Annotated in this window: 18 protein-coding genes; 11 read left to right on the forward strand and 7 right to left on the reverse strand. The window is 55.3% G+C overall.

Annotation, left to right across the window (positions count from 1 at the left end; genetic code table 11):
• Positions 1 to 25: 25 nt before the first annotated feature.
• Positions 26 to 1,396, forward strand: coding sequence for a DNA repair protein RadA (gene radA / locus A377_RS0108575; protein WP_019895894.1), 1,371 nt, complete (start codon positions 26 to 28; stop codon positions 1,394 to 1,396).
• 60 nt (positions 1,397 to 1,456) lie between these two features.
• Here radA and A377_RS0108580 read toward each other — a convergent pair whose 3' ends face one another.
• From A377_RS0108580 to A377_RS0108590, 3 genes are all read right to left on the reverse strand, one after another.
• A complete protein-coding gene (locus tag A377_RS0108580) occupies positions 1,457 to 2,266 on the reverse strand; it encodes an inositol monophosphatase family protein (protein WP_019895895.1) in 810 nt (269 codons plus the stop codon).
• Positions 2,267 to 2,270: 4 nt separating this feature from the next.
• Positions 2,271 to 3,548: an HlyC/CorC family transporter gene (locus tag A377_RS0108585; protein WP_028485404.1), complete on the reverse strand. Its 1,278-nt coding sequence runs from the start codon at positions 3,546 to 3,548 to the stop codon at positions 2,271 to 2,273.
• Between the two features lie 147 nt (positions 3,549 to 3,695).
• Positions 3,696 to 4,511 (reverse strand): cytochrome C assembly family protein, encoded by an 816-nt coding sequence (locus A377_RS0108590; RefSeq protein ID WP_019895898.1) that lies wholly within the window; start codon positions 4,509 to 4,511, stop codon positions 3,696 to 3,698.
• Between the two features lie 179 nt (positions 4,512 to 4,690).
• On the opposite strand from A377_RS0108590, the gene ffh reads away from it, so the two are divergent.
• Positions 4,691 to 6,094: a signal recognition particle protein gene (ffh, locus tag A377_RS0108595; protein WP_028485405.1), complete on the forward strand. Its 1,404-nt coding sequence runs from the start codon at positions 4,691 to 4,693 to the stop codon at positions 6,092 to 6,094.
• Positions 6,095 to 6,124: 30 nt separating this feature from the next.
• On the opposite strand, the gene A377_RS0108600 is transcribed toward ffh, so the two are convergent.
• On the reverse strand, positions 6,125 to 6,796 hold the full coding sequence (locus A377_RS0108600) for a histidinol-phosphatase (RefSeq protein ID WP_019895900.1): 672 nt from the start codon (positions 6,794 to 6,796) through the stop codon (positions 6,125 to 6,127).
• Between the two features lie 161 nt (positions 6,797 to 6,957).
• On the opposite strand from A377_RS0108600, the gene A377_RS0108605 reads away from it, so the two are divergent.
• From A377_RS0108605 to A377_RS0108625, 5 genes are all read left to right on the forward strand, one after another.
• Complete coding sequence (locus A377_RS0108605; RefSeq protein ID WP_019895901.1) at positions 6,958 to 7,500, forward strand: RNA pyrophosphohydrolase; 543 nt, start codon at positions 6,958 to 6,960, stop codon at positions 7,498 to 7,500.
• A gap of 345 nt (positions 7,501 to 7,845) precedes the next feature.
• A complete protein-coding gene (aceE, locus tag A377_RS0108610; protein WP_019895902.1) occupies positions 7,846 to 10,506 on the forward strand; it encodes a pyruvate dehydrogenase (acetyl-transferring), homodimeric type in 2,661 nt (886 codons plus the stop codon).
• A gap of 98 nt (positions 10,507 to 10,604) precedes the next feature.
• A complete protein-coding gene (gene aceF, locus A377_RS0108615; RefSeq protein ID WP_019895903.1) occupies positions 10,605 to 11,945 on the forward strand; it encodes a dihydrolipoyllysine-residue acetyltransferase in 1,341 nt (446 codons plus the stop codon).
• Positions 11,946 to 11,954: 9 nt separating this feature from the next.
• On the forward strand, positions 11,955 to 13,721 hold the full coding sequence (gene lpdA, locus A377_RS0108620) for a dihydrolipoyl dehydrogenase (protein WP_019895904.1): 1,767 nt from the start codon (positions 11,955 to 11,957) through the stop codon (positions 13,719 to 13,721).
• A gap of 124 nt (positions 13,722 to 13,845) precedes the next feature.
• Positions 13,846 to 14,175: a hypothetical protein gene (locus A377_RS0108625; RefSeq protein WP_019895905.1), complete on the forward strand. Its 330-nt coding sequence runs from the start codon at positions 13,846 to 13,848 to the stop codon at positions 14,173 to 14,175.
• A 39-nt stretch (positions 14,176 to 14,214) separates the two neighbouring features.
• Here the strand turns inward: A377_RS0108625 and A377_RS0108630 are convergent, their stop codons facing one another.
• Together A377_RS0108630 and A377_RS0108635 are read right to left on the reverse strand one after the other, a co-directional pair.
• Positions 14,215 to 14,478: a type II toxin-antitoxin system RelE family toxin gene (locus A377_RS0108630; RefSeq protein ID WP_019895907.1), complete on the reverse strand. Its 264-nt coding sequence runs from the start codon at positions 14,476 to 14,478 to the stop codon at positions 14,215 to 14,217.
• Complete coding sequence (locus tag A377_RS0108635) at positions 14,475 to 14,735, reverse strand: type II toxin-antitoxin system Phd/YefM family antitoxin (protein WP_019895908.1); 261 nt, start codon at positions 14,733 to 14,735, stop codon at positions 14,475 to 14,477. Before A377_RS0108635 ends, A377_RS0108630 begins: the two co-directional genes overlap by 4 nt.
• 282 nt (positions 14,736 to 15,017) lie before the next feature.
• Between A377_RS0108635 and parA the strand changes: the two genes are divergently transcribed.
• The 4 genes from parA to A377_RS0108660 all read left to right on the forward strand — a co-directional run bounded on the left by parA (position 15,018) and on the right by A377_RS0108660 (position 17,447).
• Entirely contained in the window at positions 15,018 to 15,650 is a 633-nt protein-coding gene (gene parA / locus A377_RS0108645) for a ParA family partition ATPase (protein WP_019895911.1), read from the forward strand.
• Positions 15,647 to 15,853 (forward strand): hypothetical protein, encoded by a 207-nt coding sequence (locus tag A377_RS0108650; RefSeq protein WP_019895913.1) that lies wholly within the window; start codon positions 15,647 to 15,649, stop codon positions 15,851 to 15,853. Before parA ends, A377_RS0108650 begins: the two co-directional genes overlap by 4 nt.
• Positions 15,854 to 15,939: 86 nt before the next feature.
• Positions 15,940 to 16,593 carry an oxygen-insensitive NAD(P)H-dependent nitroreductase NfsB gene (locus tag A377_RS0108655; RefSeq protein WP_019895914.1) on the forward strand — a complete coding sequence of 218 codons (654 nt, stop codon included), beginning with the start codon at positions 15,940 to 15,942 and terminating at the stop codon, positions 16,591 to 16,593.
• 356 nt (positions 16,594 to 16,949) lie between these two features.
• Positions 16,950 to 17,447, forward strand: coding sequence for a hypothetical protein (locus A377_RS0108660; RefSeq protein WP_019895915.1), 498 nt, complete (start codon positions 16,950 to 16,952; stop codon positions 17,445 to 17,447).
• A gap of 215 nt (positions 17,448 to 17,662) precedes the next feature.
• Here the strand turns inward: A377_RS0108660 and A377_RS0108665 are convergent, their stop codons facing one another.
• A complete protein-coding gene (locus A377_RS0108665; protein WP_019895916.1) occupies positions 17,663 to 17,899 on the reverse strand; it encodes a DUF2789 domain-containing protein in 237 nt (78 codons plus the stop codon).
• Between the last annotated feature and the right edge of the window lie 31 nt (positions 17,900 to 17,930).

Genomic DNA, 17,930 nt, shown 5'->3' on the forward strand with positions numbered 1-17,930 from the left:
CCAAATCTCTCGGGAGAACCAACGCATGGCCAAAAAAATCAAAACCGCTTATGTTTGCACCGATTGTGGGGCCGATTTTGCCCAGTGGCAGGGGCAATGCACCGCCTGTGGTCAATGGAATACCCTGAAAGAGGTGAAGTTGGGGGCCGGTCGTTCCGGGGCTTCGTCAAGCGGCGGCGGTGGTTACACCGGCCTGACTTCGCAGACAGTGCAGATCATGGATCAGGTGGATTTGTCCGAAGTGCCACGCATGGACGCGGGCATTCAGGAACTCAATCGGGTGCTGGGCGGCGGCATGGTTCCGGGGTCGGTGGTGTTGGTCGGCGGCGATCCGGGGGTCGGCAAATCGTCGCTTTTGCTGCAGGTTTCCTGTGGCTTCAGTGCCAGGCAAAAGGTGCTGTATGTCACGGGCGAGGAATCGCTGCAACAGGTGGCCATGCGTGCCAGACGCATGCAGCTACCGGATGACGCCTTGCGGCTGCTCACCGAAACCGATGTGGAGGCCATCACCCAGGCAGCGGCGGCAGAAAAACCGGCGATGATGGTGATCGATTCGATACAGACCATGCAGCTGGCCGAGGTCAATTCCGCTGCGGGCGGCGTGTCTCAGGTCCGTGAGTCCGCCGCTTTTCTGACCCGCTTTGCCAAACAGAACAATATCATGATTTTTCTGGTCGGGCATGTGACCAAGTCGGGAGAGGTGGCGGGGCCGCGTGTGCTCGAGCACATTGTCGATGCGGTGCTGTTTCTGGAAGGGCAGTCCGACAGCCGTTTCCGGACGCTGCGTGCCATGAAAAACCGCTTTGGCGCGGTCAATGAGTTGGGCGTGTTTGCCATGACCGACAAGGGCATGAAGCAGATCAAAAACCCGTCGGCCATTTTTCTGTCGCGCGGTGACGAAGCCGCCCCCGGCTCGGTGGTGATGGTGATCTGGGAGGGCTCGCGTCCGCTACTGGTCGAATTGCAGGCGCTGGTGGACGACTCGCCCTTTGGCGCGCCTCGTCGGGTCACAGTGGGGCTGGACGGCAATCGGCTGGCGATGCTGTTGGCGGTGTTGCATCGGCATGCCGGGGTGCAGGCCGGTGATCAGGATGTTTATGCCAATGTGGTCGGCGGGGTCAAGGTCACCGAAACCAGTGCCGATCTGGCGTTGCTGTTGGCCATTGTGTCCAGTCTGAAAAATCAGGTGCTGCCGCAATCTTTGATCGTGTTTGGCGAGGTGGGGCTGTCGGGCGAGATCCGTCCGGTCAACAGCGGGCAGGAGCGTCTGCAGGAAGCGGCCAAGCACGGGTTTACCCAGGCGATTGTGCCGCAGGCGAATGTGCCCAAAGGCGGCATTGCCGGTATGACCATTCACGGTGTGACCACCTTGCAGGAAGCTTTGAGCCGGATTTGACCAGGCCTGGTTAAAACGCCTGTTTCTTTTGCTTGTGTGTTTGCCTTGGCAAAGGCGGGTTTATTTGATCCGGTTGAGCCATGTCTGCCATTGCGAGAACAGTTCGGGAGAGGTGGCGGCCACGGCGGAACGTTTGATCACGCGGGGTTGCATCACGCTGTCATTGTCCAGGGTGGCGCTTTGGCCTCCGGCCTCGTTGAGAATCAGCCAGCCGGCGGCATAATCCCAGATGTTTTGTGCGCCATGCACATACACTTGGGCGCGACCGGCCGCAATCCAGCACCAGTCGAGTGCCACCGAGCCAATGCTGCGCTGGGAGGCGTAAGGGGCATTGAGCACCAGTGTCTTTGCCATTTCCGGCGGCAGTCGCTTGAAGTCCACCAGGCTGATGCAGCGATTCAGTTGCGCATGCGGACTGACGGCATTGAGCGCCCGGCCATTGAGTTCGGCCCCAAGGTCTTTGCGGGCGGCAAACATCTCATCGCGATCCGGGTCATAGACCAGCCCCAGCACAATGTCCCCCTGAATCACCAATGCCAGCGAAATGCTGTAGACCGGCAGATGACTGGCAAAGTTGCTGGTGCCGTCTACCGGGTCCAGAATCCAGCAGCCTTTGGGCGCACTGAGGGCTTCGACCTGTTCGGATTCGGTAGACTCTTCGCCCAGAAACTGGAATTGCGGCCAGTGCTGTTGCAGAAAATCCTGACAGGCGTTCTGCATGGCGGTGTCGGCTTCGGTCAGCAGGGAACCGTCTTCCTTGCGGGTAAAATCCACCTGCTTGAACCGGGTCAGAACTTCGTCCCGGGCGATCTGACGCACACCGTCTTTGAGCGTTTGCCATGGCTGGGTCTGAGCAAAAGGGTGCGTCATTTCTTCAATCCTCTACCGGAAGTTGCGTCAGTCGGATTTTTTCAATCGCGTGTTTGGAAATTTGAGTGACCTCAAGCACATATTGCTCCAGCCGGATGCAGGTGCCGACAGGCGGAATGGTTTCCAGTTCTTCCTGAATGAGGCCGTTCAGGGTTTTGGGCCCATCGGTCGGCAGGGTGAAATGGTAGGTTTTGTTGATGTCGCGGATGAATTCCGAGGCGTCCAGCGTCATCGAACCGTCGTGGTTGAGGTGTACCTGTGTAAAGGTTTTGTTCTGCACGTCCGTGCTGAATTTGCCCACGATTTCTTCGAGCAGGTCGCTTAAAGTCAGCAAGCCCTGCAGGTTGCCGTATTCGTCCACAATCATCGCCATGTGACGTTTCTGCTGGTTGAAGTTGGACAGTTGCACATTCAGGGTCGTGGTCTCTGGAATGAAGTAGGCAGGGCGCGTGGCTTTGATGATGTCTTTCAGTGTCAGCTCTTTTTTGGGCAGCAGCGGCGTGAGCTTGCGCAGATTGACCACACCCAGCAGTTCCTGATCGATGTTGTCGCGATAGACCGGCAGGCGTGAAAACGGCGATTTGATGATGCGTTTGATCACGGCATCAATCGGTTCGTTGACATCGACTCCGTAAATGTCCTGTTTGGGAATCATCACGTCTTCCACCGTGATGTTTTCCAGCTGCATGATGCCAGTGAGCATGGTGCGGTATTGTTTGGGCAGACGACCGGTGGCTTCATTGATCAGGGTTTGAAGTTCTTCATGGCTGAGGGCGTGGTGATCGCTGTTTTCTTTTTTGACGTTGACCCCGAATACCCGCAGGAAATTGTTGGCAAAAAAGTTGACCAGCCACACTAGTGGCGAGAAAAGCTTGAGCAGCGGGGTGAGTACATAGGCGGCCGGGTAGGCGATCTTTTCCGGATAAAGTGCGGCCAGGGTTTTGGGGGCGACTTCGGAAAAGATCAGTACCAGCATGGTCAGAATCCCCGCCGCCAGAGCGATACCGGCTTCGCCGATCAGGCGCATGGCAATGATGGTGGCAATGGACGAGGCAAAAATATTGACGAAGTTGTTGCCGAGCAGAATCACGCCCAGCAGCTTGTCGGGTGTTTCCAGGAGTTTTTGCGCCTTGAGGGCCCCTTTGTGGCCTTGTTTGGCTTTGTGCTTGAGGCGGTATTTGTTGAGCGCCATCATCCCGGTCTCGGAACTCGAGAACATCGCGGAGAGCACCAGCATAAGAGCCAGTATGGCAAACAGGGCAGACAGAGGAAGACTATTCAAAATGGAACAACGAGGTTGTGAATGTAGGAGACATTATAGTGCTTCCGGCTCAGTGTGTCAGCCACAAATCCAGCGGAATGTACTGAAAGGCACAGGAACCCATGGGAACTCCGCGCATCGGATGTTTTGTCATCAGGCATGAGGCGTTCAGGTGCTGGGCAGGGCGCCCAGCGACTGCAGCACCAGCTGGGTGCCGATGTAGCTGATTACCAGCAGCACATAGGCCCAGATGGTGTAGGTGGCTGCTTTCTGTCCGCGCCAGCCCATGCGGTAATGCCCGATCAGCAAGATCAGGTACGCCGTCCAGGCCAGGATCGCAAAAAAGGTTTTGTGGGCCAGGTGCTGGGCGAAAAAGTCCTGCAGAAAGAAGGCGCCGCTGAGCAGCGCAAAACTCAGGAACACAAATCCGAGCAACACCAGCTGCATCAGAACCTTTTCCATGACCTGCAGCGGCGGCAGGCTTTTGAACAGGGTGTTGAGCTGGCGTTTCTGAAAACGTTTTTCCTGCAGGGCATAAAGCACGGCCTGTGCGGTGGCCAGCCCCATGACGCTGTAGGCGATGATGGAAATCAACACGTGGCTGCCCAGTTCGATCGGAAGAGGCATGGTGTCGGTCTGAAACAGGGGCAGCAGCACCGTGACCGCGCCAATGGGCAGAATGAAAATGCCCAGATTTTCGGTGGGTTTGTTAATGTTGGTCACCAGCAACAGCGCCAGGGCGACCCAGCTGATCAGGGACAGGCCGATGCTCAGATTGAAGTGGAGCCATTGGCCGTCTGTCAGCAAGGGCGCAAACGACAGAAAATGCATCACCAACCCCAGGCAGACCAGCCAGAAAAACCGGTTGCGGCACTCGCATTCGTCTTCGCATTTCAGATCGACGCGAAAGCGTTGCCAGATGGTTTGGGTGGCATACAGGTAGAGCAGGCAGGCCATTACGGCCAGCAAACTGGTCAGCGTCATGCAAAATCTCCGTTGGATTCCGGGTTGTCAGCGAGTCTCGCATCGCACTTTGACAGTGAAACCCGTATAATAGCGAAAAAATTCCGCAATTGAAATGACCGCGGGCGCAGGTAGGTTTTTAATTTGACCAGGCCTGGTCAAAAAGCGGGCTTTCAATGCACAAAAGCACGGGGCAAACCATGTTCGACCATTTATCCGACCGACTCAATCAAACGCTTAAAACCCTGACCGGTCAGGGCAAGTTGACCGAATCCAATATCAAGGATGCGCTGCGTGATGTGCGCCGCGCCCTGCTTGAAGCCGATGTGGCTCTGCCGGTGGTCAAAACCTTCATCGATCAGGTGCGTGAACGCGCGATCGGGCAGGAAGTGTCGGCCAGCCTGAATCCGGGGCAGGCATTCATCAAGATTGTGCGCGACCAGTTGACCGAGGTAATGGGCGAGGCCGCGACCCCGCTGAATTTCAATGTCGAACCGCCGGCGATTTTTATGGTCGCGGGTCTGCAGGGGGCCGGTAAAACCACCTCGGTGGGCAAGCTGGCCAAATGGCTGCAGGAAAAAGAAAAGAAAAAAGTGATGGTGGTGTCGGCCGATGTGTATCGGCCCGCGGCGATCAAACAGCTGGAAACCCTGGCCGAGCAGATTGAGGTCTCGTTTTTTCCGTCCGATGCGGATCAGGACCCGGTGGAAATTGCCAAAGCCGCGCACGCACAGGCCCGCCGCGAATTTGTTGATGTGCTGATTCTCGATACCGCCGGGCGTCTGCACGTCGATGAGACCATGATGGACGAAGTCACACGTCTGAACGCGGCGGTCAAACCGGCCGAAACTTTGTTTGTGGTCGATGCCATGACCGGTCAGGATGCCGCCAATACGGCCAAGGCGTTTGACGAAGCTCTGCCGCTCACCGGGGTGATCCTGACCAAGACCGACGGCGATGCCCGTGGTGGGGCGGCCCTGTCGATCCGCCAGATTACCGGCAAGCCGATCAAGTTCATCGGTTCGGGCGAAAAAACCGATGCGCTGGAAACCTTCCACCCGGATCGTATGGCCGGACGGATACTGGGCATGGGCGACATGCTCAGCATGATCGAAGAAGCGGAAAGCAAAATCGATCAGAAAAAAGCCCAGAAATTTGCCAAGAAAATCAAAAAATCCGGTCAGTTTGATCTGGTCGATTTTCTGGAACAACTGCAGCAGATCAACCAGATGGGCGGCGTTGGCGGCCTGATGGGCAAGCTGCCGGGCATGGGTCAGCTCAAGGACAAGGTGGATGAAAACGTGGTGGAAAAAGACTTCAAGCGTCTGGAAGCCATCATTTATTCCATGACCCCGCAGGAACGTTCCCACCCGGCGATCATTAAGGGATCGCGCAAAAAACGCATTGCCAATGGGTCCGGTACCTCGGTGCAGGAGGTCAACAAACTGATGAAGCAGTTTGCCCAGATGCAGAAAATGATGAAGAAAATGAAAGGCGGCGGCATGAAAAACATGATGCGCGCCATGGGCGGCATGGGAGGCGGCAAACTGCCACCCGGCATGGGCGGTGGCGGCGGAGGCATGATGCCGCCGGGCATGCGCTGACCAGGCCTGGTCAATTTGGCTGTTTGCGCGTCAGTCCGACGTTTGGTCCTGATGAAAACTCAGGCAGGGCCAATCGCGTTTTTTGGCTTCGGTGCGCAATGTCTCATCGCCATCGACCACAAAAGGGTGGCTGACCTGTTCCAGTAACGGCAGGTCATTGTGTGAGTCGGAATAAAAATGGCTTCCAGCGAGTGTTTCCGCCCGGTCTTGCAGCCATTCATGCAGGCGGGTGATTTTGCCGGCCTGAAACGACGGCGTGCCGGTGATTTCGCCGGTAAAGCGGTCGTCGACGATTTCGGGATCGGTGCCGATCAGGTTGTCGATGCCGTACAAGGCCCCGATGGGGCGGGTAATGAAGCTGTTGGTGGCGGTAATGATCAACAGGGTATCGCCTTTTTGGCGATGCGCATCGACCACTTCTTGGGCCCTGGTCTGATAAATGGGCTCAATCCAGTCGCGGACAAACTCCGCCCGCCAGTCGTTCAAGGTTGTCATGTCATAATGGATCAGCGGGGACAGGGAAAATCGCTGGTACTGAAGAATGTCCAGCGTGCCGTTGAGATAGTCCTGGTGGAACCGATGGTTGGCCTGTTCGTAAAACGCCGGGTCCACCGCGTTTTTGTGAATCAGAAACTGGCCCCAGAGAAAATCGCTGTCTCCGTGGATGAGGGTGTTGTCCAGATCAAAAATGGCCAGTGCCATAGGTCCCCTTTGTCGGTTGGTCAAGGTGGGTTGGTTAAAGCGGCCGGTCATGACAGCTTGAAGCCTTGGAATCAGCTATTTTAGAGAATAAAAAATTGAAATAAAACCGGTTTTGTTGTCATAATTAAACGCAAAATCGTGAGCAGGCAAGTGACGTTTTCATGAAAGTATACCGCGCGCCTGTGCAGACCAAAGGACATTCTGTGATTGATGAATCGGGATACCGGCCCAATGTCGGGATCATTATTGTGAACAAGGAAGGCCGGCTTTTCTGGGGAAAGCGTGTCAACCAGGAGGCCTGGCAGTTCCCGCAGGGAGGCATGCGAGAGCATGAAACTCCCCAGCAGGCCGTGTTTCGTGAGCTCAAGGAAGAAGTCGGCCTGGAGCCCAGCGATGTGCGCGTGCTCGGTCGCACTCAGGACTGGCTGCATTACGACCTGCCCCGGCATTTGATCCGTCAGCACAGCCAGCCGATTTGCATCGGGCAGAAACAGATCTGGTTTCTGCTGGGCATGGTCGGCGATGAAGACAGTATTGACGTGGCCGCCCACGAAGAGCCCGAATTTGAAGGCTGGGAGTGGGTGGATTACTGGGTGCCGGTACAAAAAGTGGTTTCCTTCAAGCAGGCCGTTTACCATCAGGCGTTGACCGAGCTCGAAAGTTCTCTGCATCAATTCTGGTTCAAAAACCTGTCATCCAAATAAGGATGCATGCCTTATATACTGCTTTTGTCGCTGACAGAGGCCAGCCTTGCCGGGCCGTTTCTCCAAGCGCGGTTGGGCAATGCCAATTAAAAAGTGTTATCATCCCCGTTTAATTATTTCCCTGGGGCAGGCTTGGTCAAAAACAAACCGGGTTGTGTCGGCAGGGCTCTGATTTGACTCCTTCTTTCGAAAGGGGTACGTGCCGGCATACAAAGTAGCTGGACTCCGGCACGGTTCAAGTTGGCGGTGACGATAAGACCTATCCGTCGCTGAATGGTTTTCGGAAAACCCAGCCTCCGAAACACAGGGTCTCCCCTGAAACACCAACCAAAGAGGTTAACCCCTATGAACGATAAGTTCGTTGATCAGGATCCACAGGAAACACAGGAATGGATCGATGCATTGGAAGCCGTTGTCTCGTTTGAAGGCTCCGATAAAGCCCAACATATCATTTCAAGCTTGATTGAAAAAGCCCGTTTGCACGGAATCGACATTCCTTATTCTGCAAACACCCCTTACATCAACACCATTGCCCCGGAAGAGCAGGAACGTTATCCCGGCGACATGAGCATCGAGCGTAAATTGCGCGCTCTGCTGCGCTGGAACGCGATGGCAATGGTGGCGCGCGCCAACAAACACTCCGGTGTTGGCGGGCACATTGCTTCCTATGCCTCCAGCTGTACCCTTTATGAAGTCGGTATGAACCATTTCTTTAAAGGGCCTGATCACGAACAGGGCGCGGACATGGTGTTCTTTCAGGGACACACTGCGCCGGGCATGTATTCGCGCGCTTTCCTGGAAGGCCGTCTGGAAGCCGACCAACTCAAAAACTACCGTCAGGAAGTCGATGGCAACGGCCTGGCCTCCTATCCGCACCCCTGGTTGATGCCCGATTTCTGGCAGTTCCCAACCGTTTCCATGGGGCTGGGACCTCTGATGGCTCTGTATCAGGCGCGCTTTATGAAATACATGCAGTCGCGCGGTCTGGCCGAAACCGAAGGGCGCAAGGTCTGGGCCTTTTTGGGCGATGGCGAAATGGACGAGCCGGAATCGCGTGGGGCGATTCAATTGGCGCGCCGCGAAAAGCTGGACAATCTGATTTACGTGATCAACTGCAACCTGCAGCGTCTGGACGGGCCGGTACGCGGCAACGACAAGATCATTCAGGAACTCGAAGGCGTTTTCCGCGGGGCTGGCTGGAATGTGATCAAGGTGCTTTGGGGCTCCGGCTGGGATGAGCTGCTGGCCAAGGACACTTCCGGCAAGCTGATTGAGCGCATGGGCGAAGTCGTGGACGGCGAATACCAGGGCTACAAAGCCAAGGACGGCGCGTTTGTGCGCAAGCATTTCTTTGGCAAATACCCGGAAACCGCCGAACTGGTCAAGGACATGACCGATGACGAAATTTTCCGTCTGACCCGTGGCGGTCATTCCCCACGCAAACTCTACAATGCTTACAAGCGTGCCACCGAGACCAAAGGCCAGCCCACCGTGATTCTGGCGAAAACGGTCAAAGGCTACGGCATGGGGCAATACGGCGAAGCCGCCAACACCGCCCACCAGCAGAAGAAACTGGACATGGACGGTCTCAAATATTTCCGCGACCGCTTCTCGGTGCCGATTTCGGACGAAGAACTGAAAAAAGACATTCCGTTTTATCGCCCCGACAAAGACTCCGACATCATCAAGTATATGACCGAGCGTCGTGAAGCCATGGGCGGTTCTCTGCCGGTCCGTCAGGACAAGGCCGATCCTTTGCCTGTGCCCGATCTGTCCGCATTCAAGATGCTGACCGACGGCACCGGCGATCGCGAAATGTCGACCACCATGGCGTTTGTCCGCATCATCTCCATTCTGTTGCGCGACAAAAAACTGGGGCCACGTTGTGTGCCGATCATCCCGGATGAGGCGCGTACCTTCGGTATGGAAGGCCTGTTCCGCCAGGTCGGCATTTACGATCCGGCCGGTCAGTTGTATGAGCCAATGGATAGCGACCAGTTGATGTGGTACAAAGAGTCCGCCAACGGTCAGGTGTTCCAGGAAGGCATCAACGAAGCCGGCGCCATGGCCAACTGGATTGCCGCAGCCACTGCGTATGCCAACTACGGCACCAGCATGATTCCGTTCTACATTTACTATTCCATGTTCGGTTATCAGCGCATTGGCGATCTGGCCTGGGCCGCCGGGGATTCGCGTGCGCGCGGTTTCCTGATGGGCGGTACCGCCGGTCGCACCACGCTGGAAGGCGAAGGCCTGCAGCACAGTGACGGCCACAACCTGATTCAGTTCAGCCATGTGCCCAACTGTTTGAGCTATGATCCGACCTTTGCCTATGAAATGGCGGTGATCATTCGTGACGGCATCAAGCGCATGATGCACGAAAAGGAAGACGTGTATTACTACATCACCTGCATGAATGAAAACTACAGCCATCCGGCGATGCCTGATGGGTGCGAAGAGGGCATTCTGAAAGGGCTGTACAACTTCCGTCAATCTGAAAGCAAGCACAAAAAACGGGTACAGCTGATGGGCTCCGGCACCATCTTCCGTGAGGTGATCGCGGCGGCTGAGATGTTGGAAAGCGACTGGGACGTGGCCGCAGACCTGTGGTCGGCCCCAAGCTTTAACCTGCTGGCACGTGACGGCGATGAAACCGAGCGTCACAACCGCTTGCATCCGACCGACAAGCCGAAAACATCCTATTGTGAAGCCACCTTGTCCGGTGCCAAAGGGCCGTTTATCGCGGCCACGGATTACATTCGGGAATACCCGAACAAAATCCGTGCCTTTGTGCCGGGTGAATTCTATGCGTTGGGCACCGATGGTTTCGGGCGTTCCGACACGCGTGAACAATTGCGTAAGTTCTTTGAAGTGGATCGCTACCATGTTGTGGTCGCTGCGCTCAAAGCGTTGGCCGATCAGGGCGAGATCAAAGCCGATGTGGTCCAGAAGGCGATTGACACCTACAAGATTGATGCGGACAAAGTCTATCCGACTCACGCATAAAAACCTACGCTGTCGGCGCGGGTTGGAAAAAGCCCGCGACGGCCACAGAATGCATCTTTCAATGACCACGTTCATTGACTGACAAAAGGATAAGGATTATGGCAACGCAAGACATTACCATTCCCGATATCGGCGACTTTGACTCGGTCGAAGTCATTGAAGTACTGATCGCCGAGGGCGATGAGGTGGCGGTTGACGACTCGTTGATCACACTGGAGTCGGACAAGGCCACCATGGAAATCCCCGCCCCGGCCTCGGGCAAAATCGAGTCACTGACGGTCAAAGTCGGCGACAAGGTGGCGGAAGGCGACGTGATCGGACAGATGTCGGCAGAAGCGGACGAGGCCTCAGGCAAAGGCGCCGCGGACACCTCTGATGCGTCGGATTCTGCCGCCGAACCCCCTCAGAAAGAAGCCGCGCCAAGCAAGGCCGAGACACCCGCAGAAGCCCCCGCGCCTGCTGCCAGCACGCCGGCAACGACCTCTGTGGATCAGGCCGCGCAGGTGGCGCGCAAACCGGTCAACGCCCAGTCCATGGGCGCGAAATCGCATGCCTCGCCTTCGGTGCGGGCTTTTGCCCGCAAGCTGGGTGTGGATCTGGGTCAGGTGACTGGCACCGGCCCCAAAGGCCGAGTTGTGCAGCCGGATGTGGAAGGCTTTATCAAGTCGGCCATGCAGGGGCAGGGCGCCGGGATGACCGGCGCGGGGATTCCGCCCGTACCGGAGGTGGATTTCTCCCAGTTCGGCGAGACCACCACCGAGGAACTGGGCCGGATCAAGAAGCTGTCGGGCAAATTCCTGCAGACCAGCTGGTTGAACGTGCCCCATGTGACCCAGTTTGATGAAACCGACATCACCGACATGGATGCCTTCCGCAAGGACATGAAACCTCAGGCGGAAAAAGCCGGGGTCAAGCTCACACCATTGGTGTTTGTGATGAAGGCCGTGGTCAAAGCCCTGCAGGATTTCCCCAGCTTTAATGCCTCCCTGTCTGCGGATGGGCAGTCGGTGATCAAAAAGCACTATTACAACATCGGTGTCGCGGTGGATACTCCGAACGGCCTGGTGGTCCCGGTGGTGCGCGACGTCGATCAAAAAGGCATTTTTGAGCTTTCGGAAGAATTGATGACCTTGTCGACCAAAGCACGGGATGGCAAGCTTTCGCCTAAAGACATGTCGGGCGGTTGTTTCAGCATTTCCAGCCTGGGCGGCATTGGCGGCACCCAGTTCACCCCGATTGTGAACGCCCCGGAAGTGGCGATCATGGGCTTGTCCAAAGCCAAGATGCAGCCGGTCTGGAATGGTTCGGAGTTTGAACCGCGTCTGATCATGCCGTTTAGTGTGTCCTACGACCATCGGGCGATTGACGGGGCCGAAGGGGTGCGTTTTACCACCACCGTTGGCCAGTATCTGTCCGATCTGAGACAACTGATTCTGTAAGGAGGCGCCATGAGCAAAGAAGTAGAGATCCGCATCCCGGACATTGGCGACTTCGCAGAAGTCGATGTGATCGAAGTATTGGTCGGTCCGGGCGATGAGGTGATTCAGGACGATTCGTTGCTGACACTGGAGTCCGACAAGGCCACCATGGAAATTCCGGCGCCTTACGCCGGTCGCATTACCGAGATCAATGTGTCGGTGGGCGACAAGGTACAGGAAGGCTCTTATGTCGGCAAAATCGAGATCGCCGATGAACAGAGTGTGTCCTCCAATGTGGAAACCTCGGTTGCCGCTGACGACTCTGCCAGGTCGGGTCAAGCGGCCAGCCCTGCGCCGACGGCTTCGGCCGATCCGGATGCCGATCAGCACTGCGATGTGCTGGTGTTGGGCTCAGGCCCTGGCGGTTACACCGCGGCCTTTCGCGCGGCCGATCTGGGCAAGAAAGTGGTCATGGTCGAGCGCTATGACCGCATTGGCGGGGTCTGCCTCAATGTGGGCTGCATTCCCTCCAAAGCCTTGCTGCATATGTCGGAAATCCTGAATGAAACCAAAGAGATGGCCGATCACGGCATCGCCTTTGGCAAACCGGAGATCGACATCGACAAAATCCGCGGATTCAAGGACGGTGTCATCAACAAGTTGACCGGCGGTCTGTCGGGCTTGGCCAAGGCCCGTGGGGTCGAAGTCGTTCAGGGTTATGGCAAGTTCAGCGGCGCGCATTCGGTGACGGTGGACCTGGCCGAGGGCGGCACGAAAACCGTGTCGTTTGATCAGGCGATCATCGCCGCCGGTTCGCGAGTGGTCCGATTGCCGTTTATTCCGCATGATGACCCGCGGGTGATGGATTCGACCGATGCGCTGGAACTGGAAGAGATCCCCGGACGCATGCTGATCATCGGCGGGGGCATCATCGGGCTGGAAATGGCACAGGTCTATGATTCACTGGGAGCGAACATCACCGTGGTGGAACTGGGCGATACCATCATTCCCGGTGCCGACAAAGACATCAGCAAGCCACTGCTCAAGCGCATCAAAAAGCGCTATGAAAACATTTACCTGTCGAGCAAAGTCACGAACGTCGAAGCCAGAGACGATGGCTTGGAAGTGAGCTTTGAAGGCAAAAACTGTCCGGAAAAAGACACCTTTGATCGCATTCTGGTCGCGGTTGGGCGTCAGCCCAATGGCCTTCTGGTCGGGGCGGAAAAGGCCGGTGTGTCCGTGAACGATCACGGCTTTATTGAAGTCGATGAGCGTCAGAAAACCAATGTCGACCACATTTATGCCATCGGTGACATAGTGGGTCAGCCAATGCTGGCACACAAAGCGGTGCACGAAGGCAAGGTGGCCGCCGAAGTCATTGCCGGGATGCCGTCTGCCTTCACGCCCATGGGCATCCCATCTGTGGCCTATACCGATCCCGAAGTCGCCTGGGCGGGCAAAACCGAAGACGAACTCAAGGCCGAAGGCATTGACTATGAAAAAGGCGCTTTCCCCTGGGCCGCGTCCGGTCGCAGCTTGAGTCTGGGCCGGGATGATGGTCTGACCAAAGCCTTGTTCTGTGCCAAAACGCACCGTCTGCTCGGTTGCGGCATCGTTGGCCCCAATGCGGGCGAGTTGATTGCCGAAGCCATGCTGGCGATAGAAATGGGGGCCGACATGCAGGACATCGGTCTGACCATTCACCCGCATCCAACCCTGAGTGAGACGCTGGGCTTTGCTGCGGAAATGGCCGAAGGCACCATTACCGATCTGATGCCGCCGAAAAAGAAGAAATGACCAGGCCTGGTTGATTTCGTTCTTCTGTAAAACCCGCGATTGATTGCGGGTTTTTTGGTTGCGCCAAGCATAGGCTGGCGACAAGACATTGAGATCGACCTGTGCAATCAAAAGGAATATCGACATGGTAAACAGTTACGAAGCGTTGCATGTCATCGTGCAACAGGCGCTTTCGGATTTCGCCGATGACCATTCCGAGGCGGCCATTGCGTTTGAGATCCCCAAAGACATGCCGGAAGGCGCTTGCGCTCTGGCCAATGCGGTCAACCGAAAAAAGGCAGTGTTCATTCTGGCCCGATTCGGGGATGAGTACAAAGTGGGTTATGCGCTTTATGAGCCGGATGAACTCAGTAAACTTCAGCCCGTGCATCTGGCCGATGTCAATCACGATGAGTTCGATGCGGCGTTCGTGATTCGTTTGATCAGGGATTTCTTGCTGGATGAGCCTGGTTGAAGAGGCGACTGCCTGACTTTGAATGTGTCAAAGGACGGTTTATTGCCCATAGTGGGTTTTCGCTCTCACCACGATGATCACGCACCGATGATTTTCTACCCGGTAAACGATGCGATCCTGAAAGCTCAAACGAACGGAGTAATACCCCTTGAGCGCACTGATCAGTGCTTTTCCGCTTTGTGGTGACAGAGCGATTTTGTGACGTAAAATGTCCTTTAACTTGTTTCTGAGTTTGGGCGTCAGCTTGGCAATGTCTTTTTGTGCCTGTTTGGTCAGTTCTATTTGATAGTGCTGGCAGCTCACAAAGCCTCTCCAAAGACCTCTTCGAAACGGTTTGTCTGGCCAGAATCCGCTTCTTTGACAGACTCGCTGAAAGCGCGATTGAAATCCGGGTCTGAGAGCAATAACAATGTTTCCTGAAGGCTCTCATATTCTTGAGCTGACATCATGACCGCATTGCCGGATTTATGTTGGATCTCGTAGATTTCGTGCGTTTGATTACTTTGCTTGATCAGTTCAAAAAACGTTTTTCTTGCTTCGGTTGCATTAAGTGTGAGCATGGCTTCAACCTTTGAAATTGATGTGTACTACAAAGTGTACCACTTTGATGTAAGGATGTTGAATCATGTCAATAAGAAAGGTTTTGACGCTTTCTCTCATTTCTAAACGATAGGGAATATAAAATGTTTTACCCTTTATCTATCGGTTATTGCCGGGATTTTTCTCTCGAACGCATTTAAGAATCTGCAATACTGTCTCATGAGAATGGGGCGTTTTGACCAAGCCTGGTCAAAACGCCGTTTTGGCTTATGTAAAGCTGAGTTTGAGACATTGGGAGCATTATGTCGGCACAGGTTTTTGCTATCAGTAATCAAAAAGGGGGAACCGGAAAAACCACCCTGAGTATGAATTTGGCGGCGGGTCTGGCACAAAAAGGGCGAACACTGCTGATCGATGCCGACCCGCAAGGCTCAGCCACGCAATGGAGTCGTCAGGCACCTGTAGATAAGCCCTTTCCCGTCTCGGTCATCAGTGTGGGTGGTCATCTTGCCCGCGAGGTTGAAACTTTTGGCCGTGATTTCGATTATGTGGTGATCGATTGCCCGCCCACGCTGGAAACCGGTGTGATGCAAGCGGCCATGCAGGTCACCGACAGCGTCCTGATTCCGGTTTTGCCGTCGCCGGTGGATTTGTGGGCGAGCATTCGCATTGCCGAAGCCATCGATCATGCCAGACTGCGTAACCGGAAACTGAACGCCCGCATTGTGGTCAACCAACTGGAGCCACGAAGCGCTCTGTCGACGGCCATGCAGGAGGCTCTGGAAGAATTTGATATCCCGGCGTTGCAGACGGGTCTTAGACGCCGGGCGATTTATCGGAACGCGGCCATGGAAGGACACAGTGTGTTTGAAATGGGCAAGCGCGGCCAACCAGCCATGGAAGAAATTCAAGCCATCATTGAGGAGGTCCTATGACCACGACCCGCAAAACCAACAATACTCGCAACAAACTGGCCAGCAGTGTGCGTCGTGCCAAAACCACTGCGATCGGTTCGTCTGAAAACCCGGTCAAAGCCAATGCGGAAAAGCTTCCTAGCACCCGAGAGACTCCGTCCCGGGAGGAAGGAGTAGAAAGCACGCTTTCAACCTCGACCGGTCAGCGAGTGTGGCCGGATTAGGCTGTCTGGCTCTTACGTGATTGAGCGTCTGGTGCAAAACGTGTATGCTCTGTGTCTGATTGAAATGGTTCGACAGGAGACCAAGCATGGATATTGTTCAAGCCGCTCAATGGCGTTACGCCACCAAGAAATTTGACCCAAACCGTTCCATCTCCGAGGCCGATTTCAAACCGATTAAGGATTTGTTGCGCTGGAGCCCGTCCAGCGTCAACTCGCAACCCTGGCATTTTGTGATGGCAAACACCCCGGAAGGACGTCAGCGCATGAGCGTGGGCACTCAGGGGCCGTTCAGTGCCAATGAACCCAAAGTGCTGGAGGCTTCTCATGTGGTTCTGTTCTGTGCCAAGCTGGACATGGATGAGGCTTATCTTCAGCGCATTACAGATGTGGAGGCCGAAGATGGTCGTTTTCCCGACCCGGCGGGCAAAGACGTGGCCAATCAGGTCCGTGCGTTTTATCTGAACATTCATCGGACCGAGCTCAAGGACACGCCCCACTGGATGGAAAAGCAGCTGTATCTGAACATGGGCAATGTGTTGCTCGGAGCCGGCGCACTGGGCATCGATGCGGTGCCGATTGAAGGCATAGATCCGACTGTGCTCAACCAGGAATTTGGCTTGAACGAAAAGGGGTATACCGCCGTGGCGTTGATTGCGTTCGGTTATCGTCACCCGGACGATTTCAATGCCAAATTGCCCAAGTCCCGTCTGCCGGAATCGGAAATTTTCACTCAGGTCTGAAGCCGACAGAGTCGCCGCCACAAACGGTCTGTTCTCAGGAAGGGATCGAAAAGGACTAGGCCTGGTCAAAACAGACCTTTCAGCTGGATTCAACTCCGGCTTTAGGCGGCAGTTCAGCCCCGTTTACGACTCACACACATTTCAAAATCGCCAATGGCTTGTGGTTTGCCATAGTAATAACCTTGATACAGTACCACCCATTTTCATTCGCATGGTTTCAAGCTGTTTGATTTCGTCCTGTGCCGATCTGAAAAAGATCAGCTCTGAGCGGGCGCGTGCTAGAATGTCCAATGATGAAACTTTCTTGGTTGAAAAAACACCGCGGATGAAATTGCCGCTTCGGGAGAGCCTACGGAATGAATAACAGTGAGCATGTCATCGCAGTCAGCATTCAGGTTCGCAAGTGGATTGCGCTCGGATTGATGATGGTATTGCCGACTTTGGCGGTTGGGCGCGAAGGCGAGGAAGGTCATGAGATACCGGGCACCACAACCGTTGCATTGGATGAGCTGAAAGGCCAGGCCTTGCATGAAGAACTGGTGCGTACGGCGATGGCGTTTGATGTGTTCAATCAGCGTTGTCGTGGTGTCTCCGCCTCCACGCAGGCATCGCAGGTCAATCGCCTGTTTGTGGAAAAATACCGGATGACGGTGAATAATTTTCTGCGGGAATTGATGCAGGTCGATGGGCGTGAGTTGGAGCAGAAGATTGAACGCTCGGTGAATCAGACGGTGATGGGATTGGGCGGTTGCCAGAAAGCACGGGCGGATGGCATGGAACAACGCTTCAAAGAGAATTTTCGTACGCTGATTGAAAAAGCCCGCCAGTCCCCTTGGTACCCGGTTCGTCCTTGAACCGTCCAGAATGAAACGCTGTCTGTCTGAACCAGAACCGTCATTCTAAGCCGGGTTAGGCAGAGTCATCGGATGGCAAACTCCTTGACGGCGAACAGAGAGTGGCAGGCAAGCATTCATCCATAACAGCCACTCAAGCTGGCTGAGTTTCCTGCCAACCAACCTTTCTTTTTTGTTCTGGTTTATACTTGGGTTATCACCAGGCCTGGTAAAAATCAGGCTTTGCGCAGCAAAGTATCCAGATGATTGACCGCGTCCACCCATTGGGCGTCGTCGTCCACGGCTTCGGTCAGAAACTGCTTTTGCCCGGTGGACCAGAAGTCGGCATCCTGCAACAGGCAGCCGCTGGGCAGAGGGCTGTGTTCCTCAATAAAACGCTCGATCGCCGCTTCGTCATTGTCCAGCCCCAGCTGTGAAAACAGGGCTGTCAGATCGTGTTCACCCGTGTCCATACAATACCTCCCTGTGAATCAGAACATCCAC

It is taken from the genome of Hydrogenovibrio halophilus DSM 15072 (assembly GCF_000384235.1).
GTDB classification, from domain to species: Bacteria; Pseudomonadota; Gammaproteobacteria; order Thiomicrospirales; family Thiomicrospiraceae; genus Hydrogenovibrio; species Hydrogenovibrio halophilus.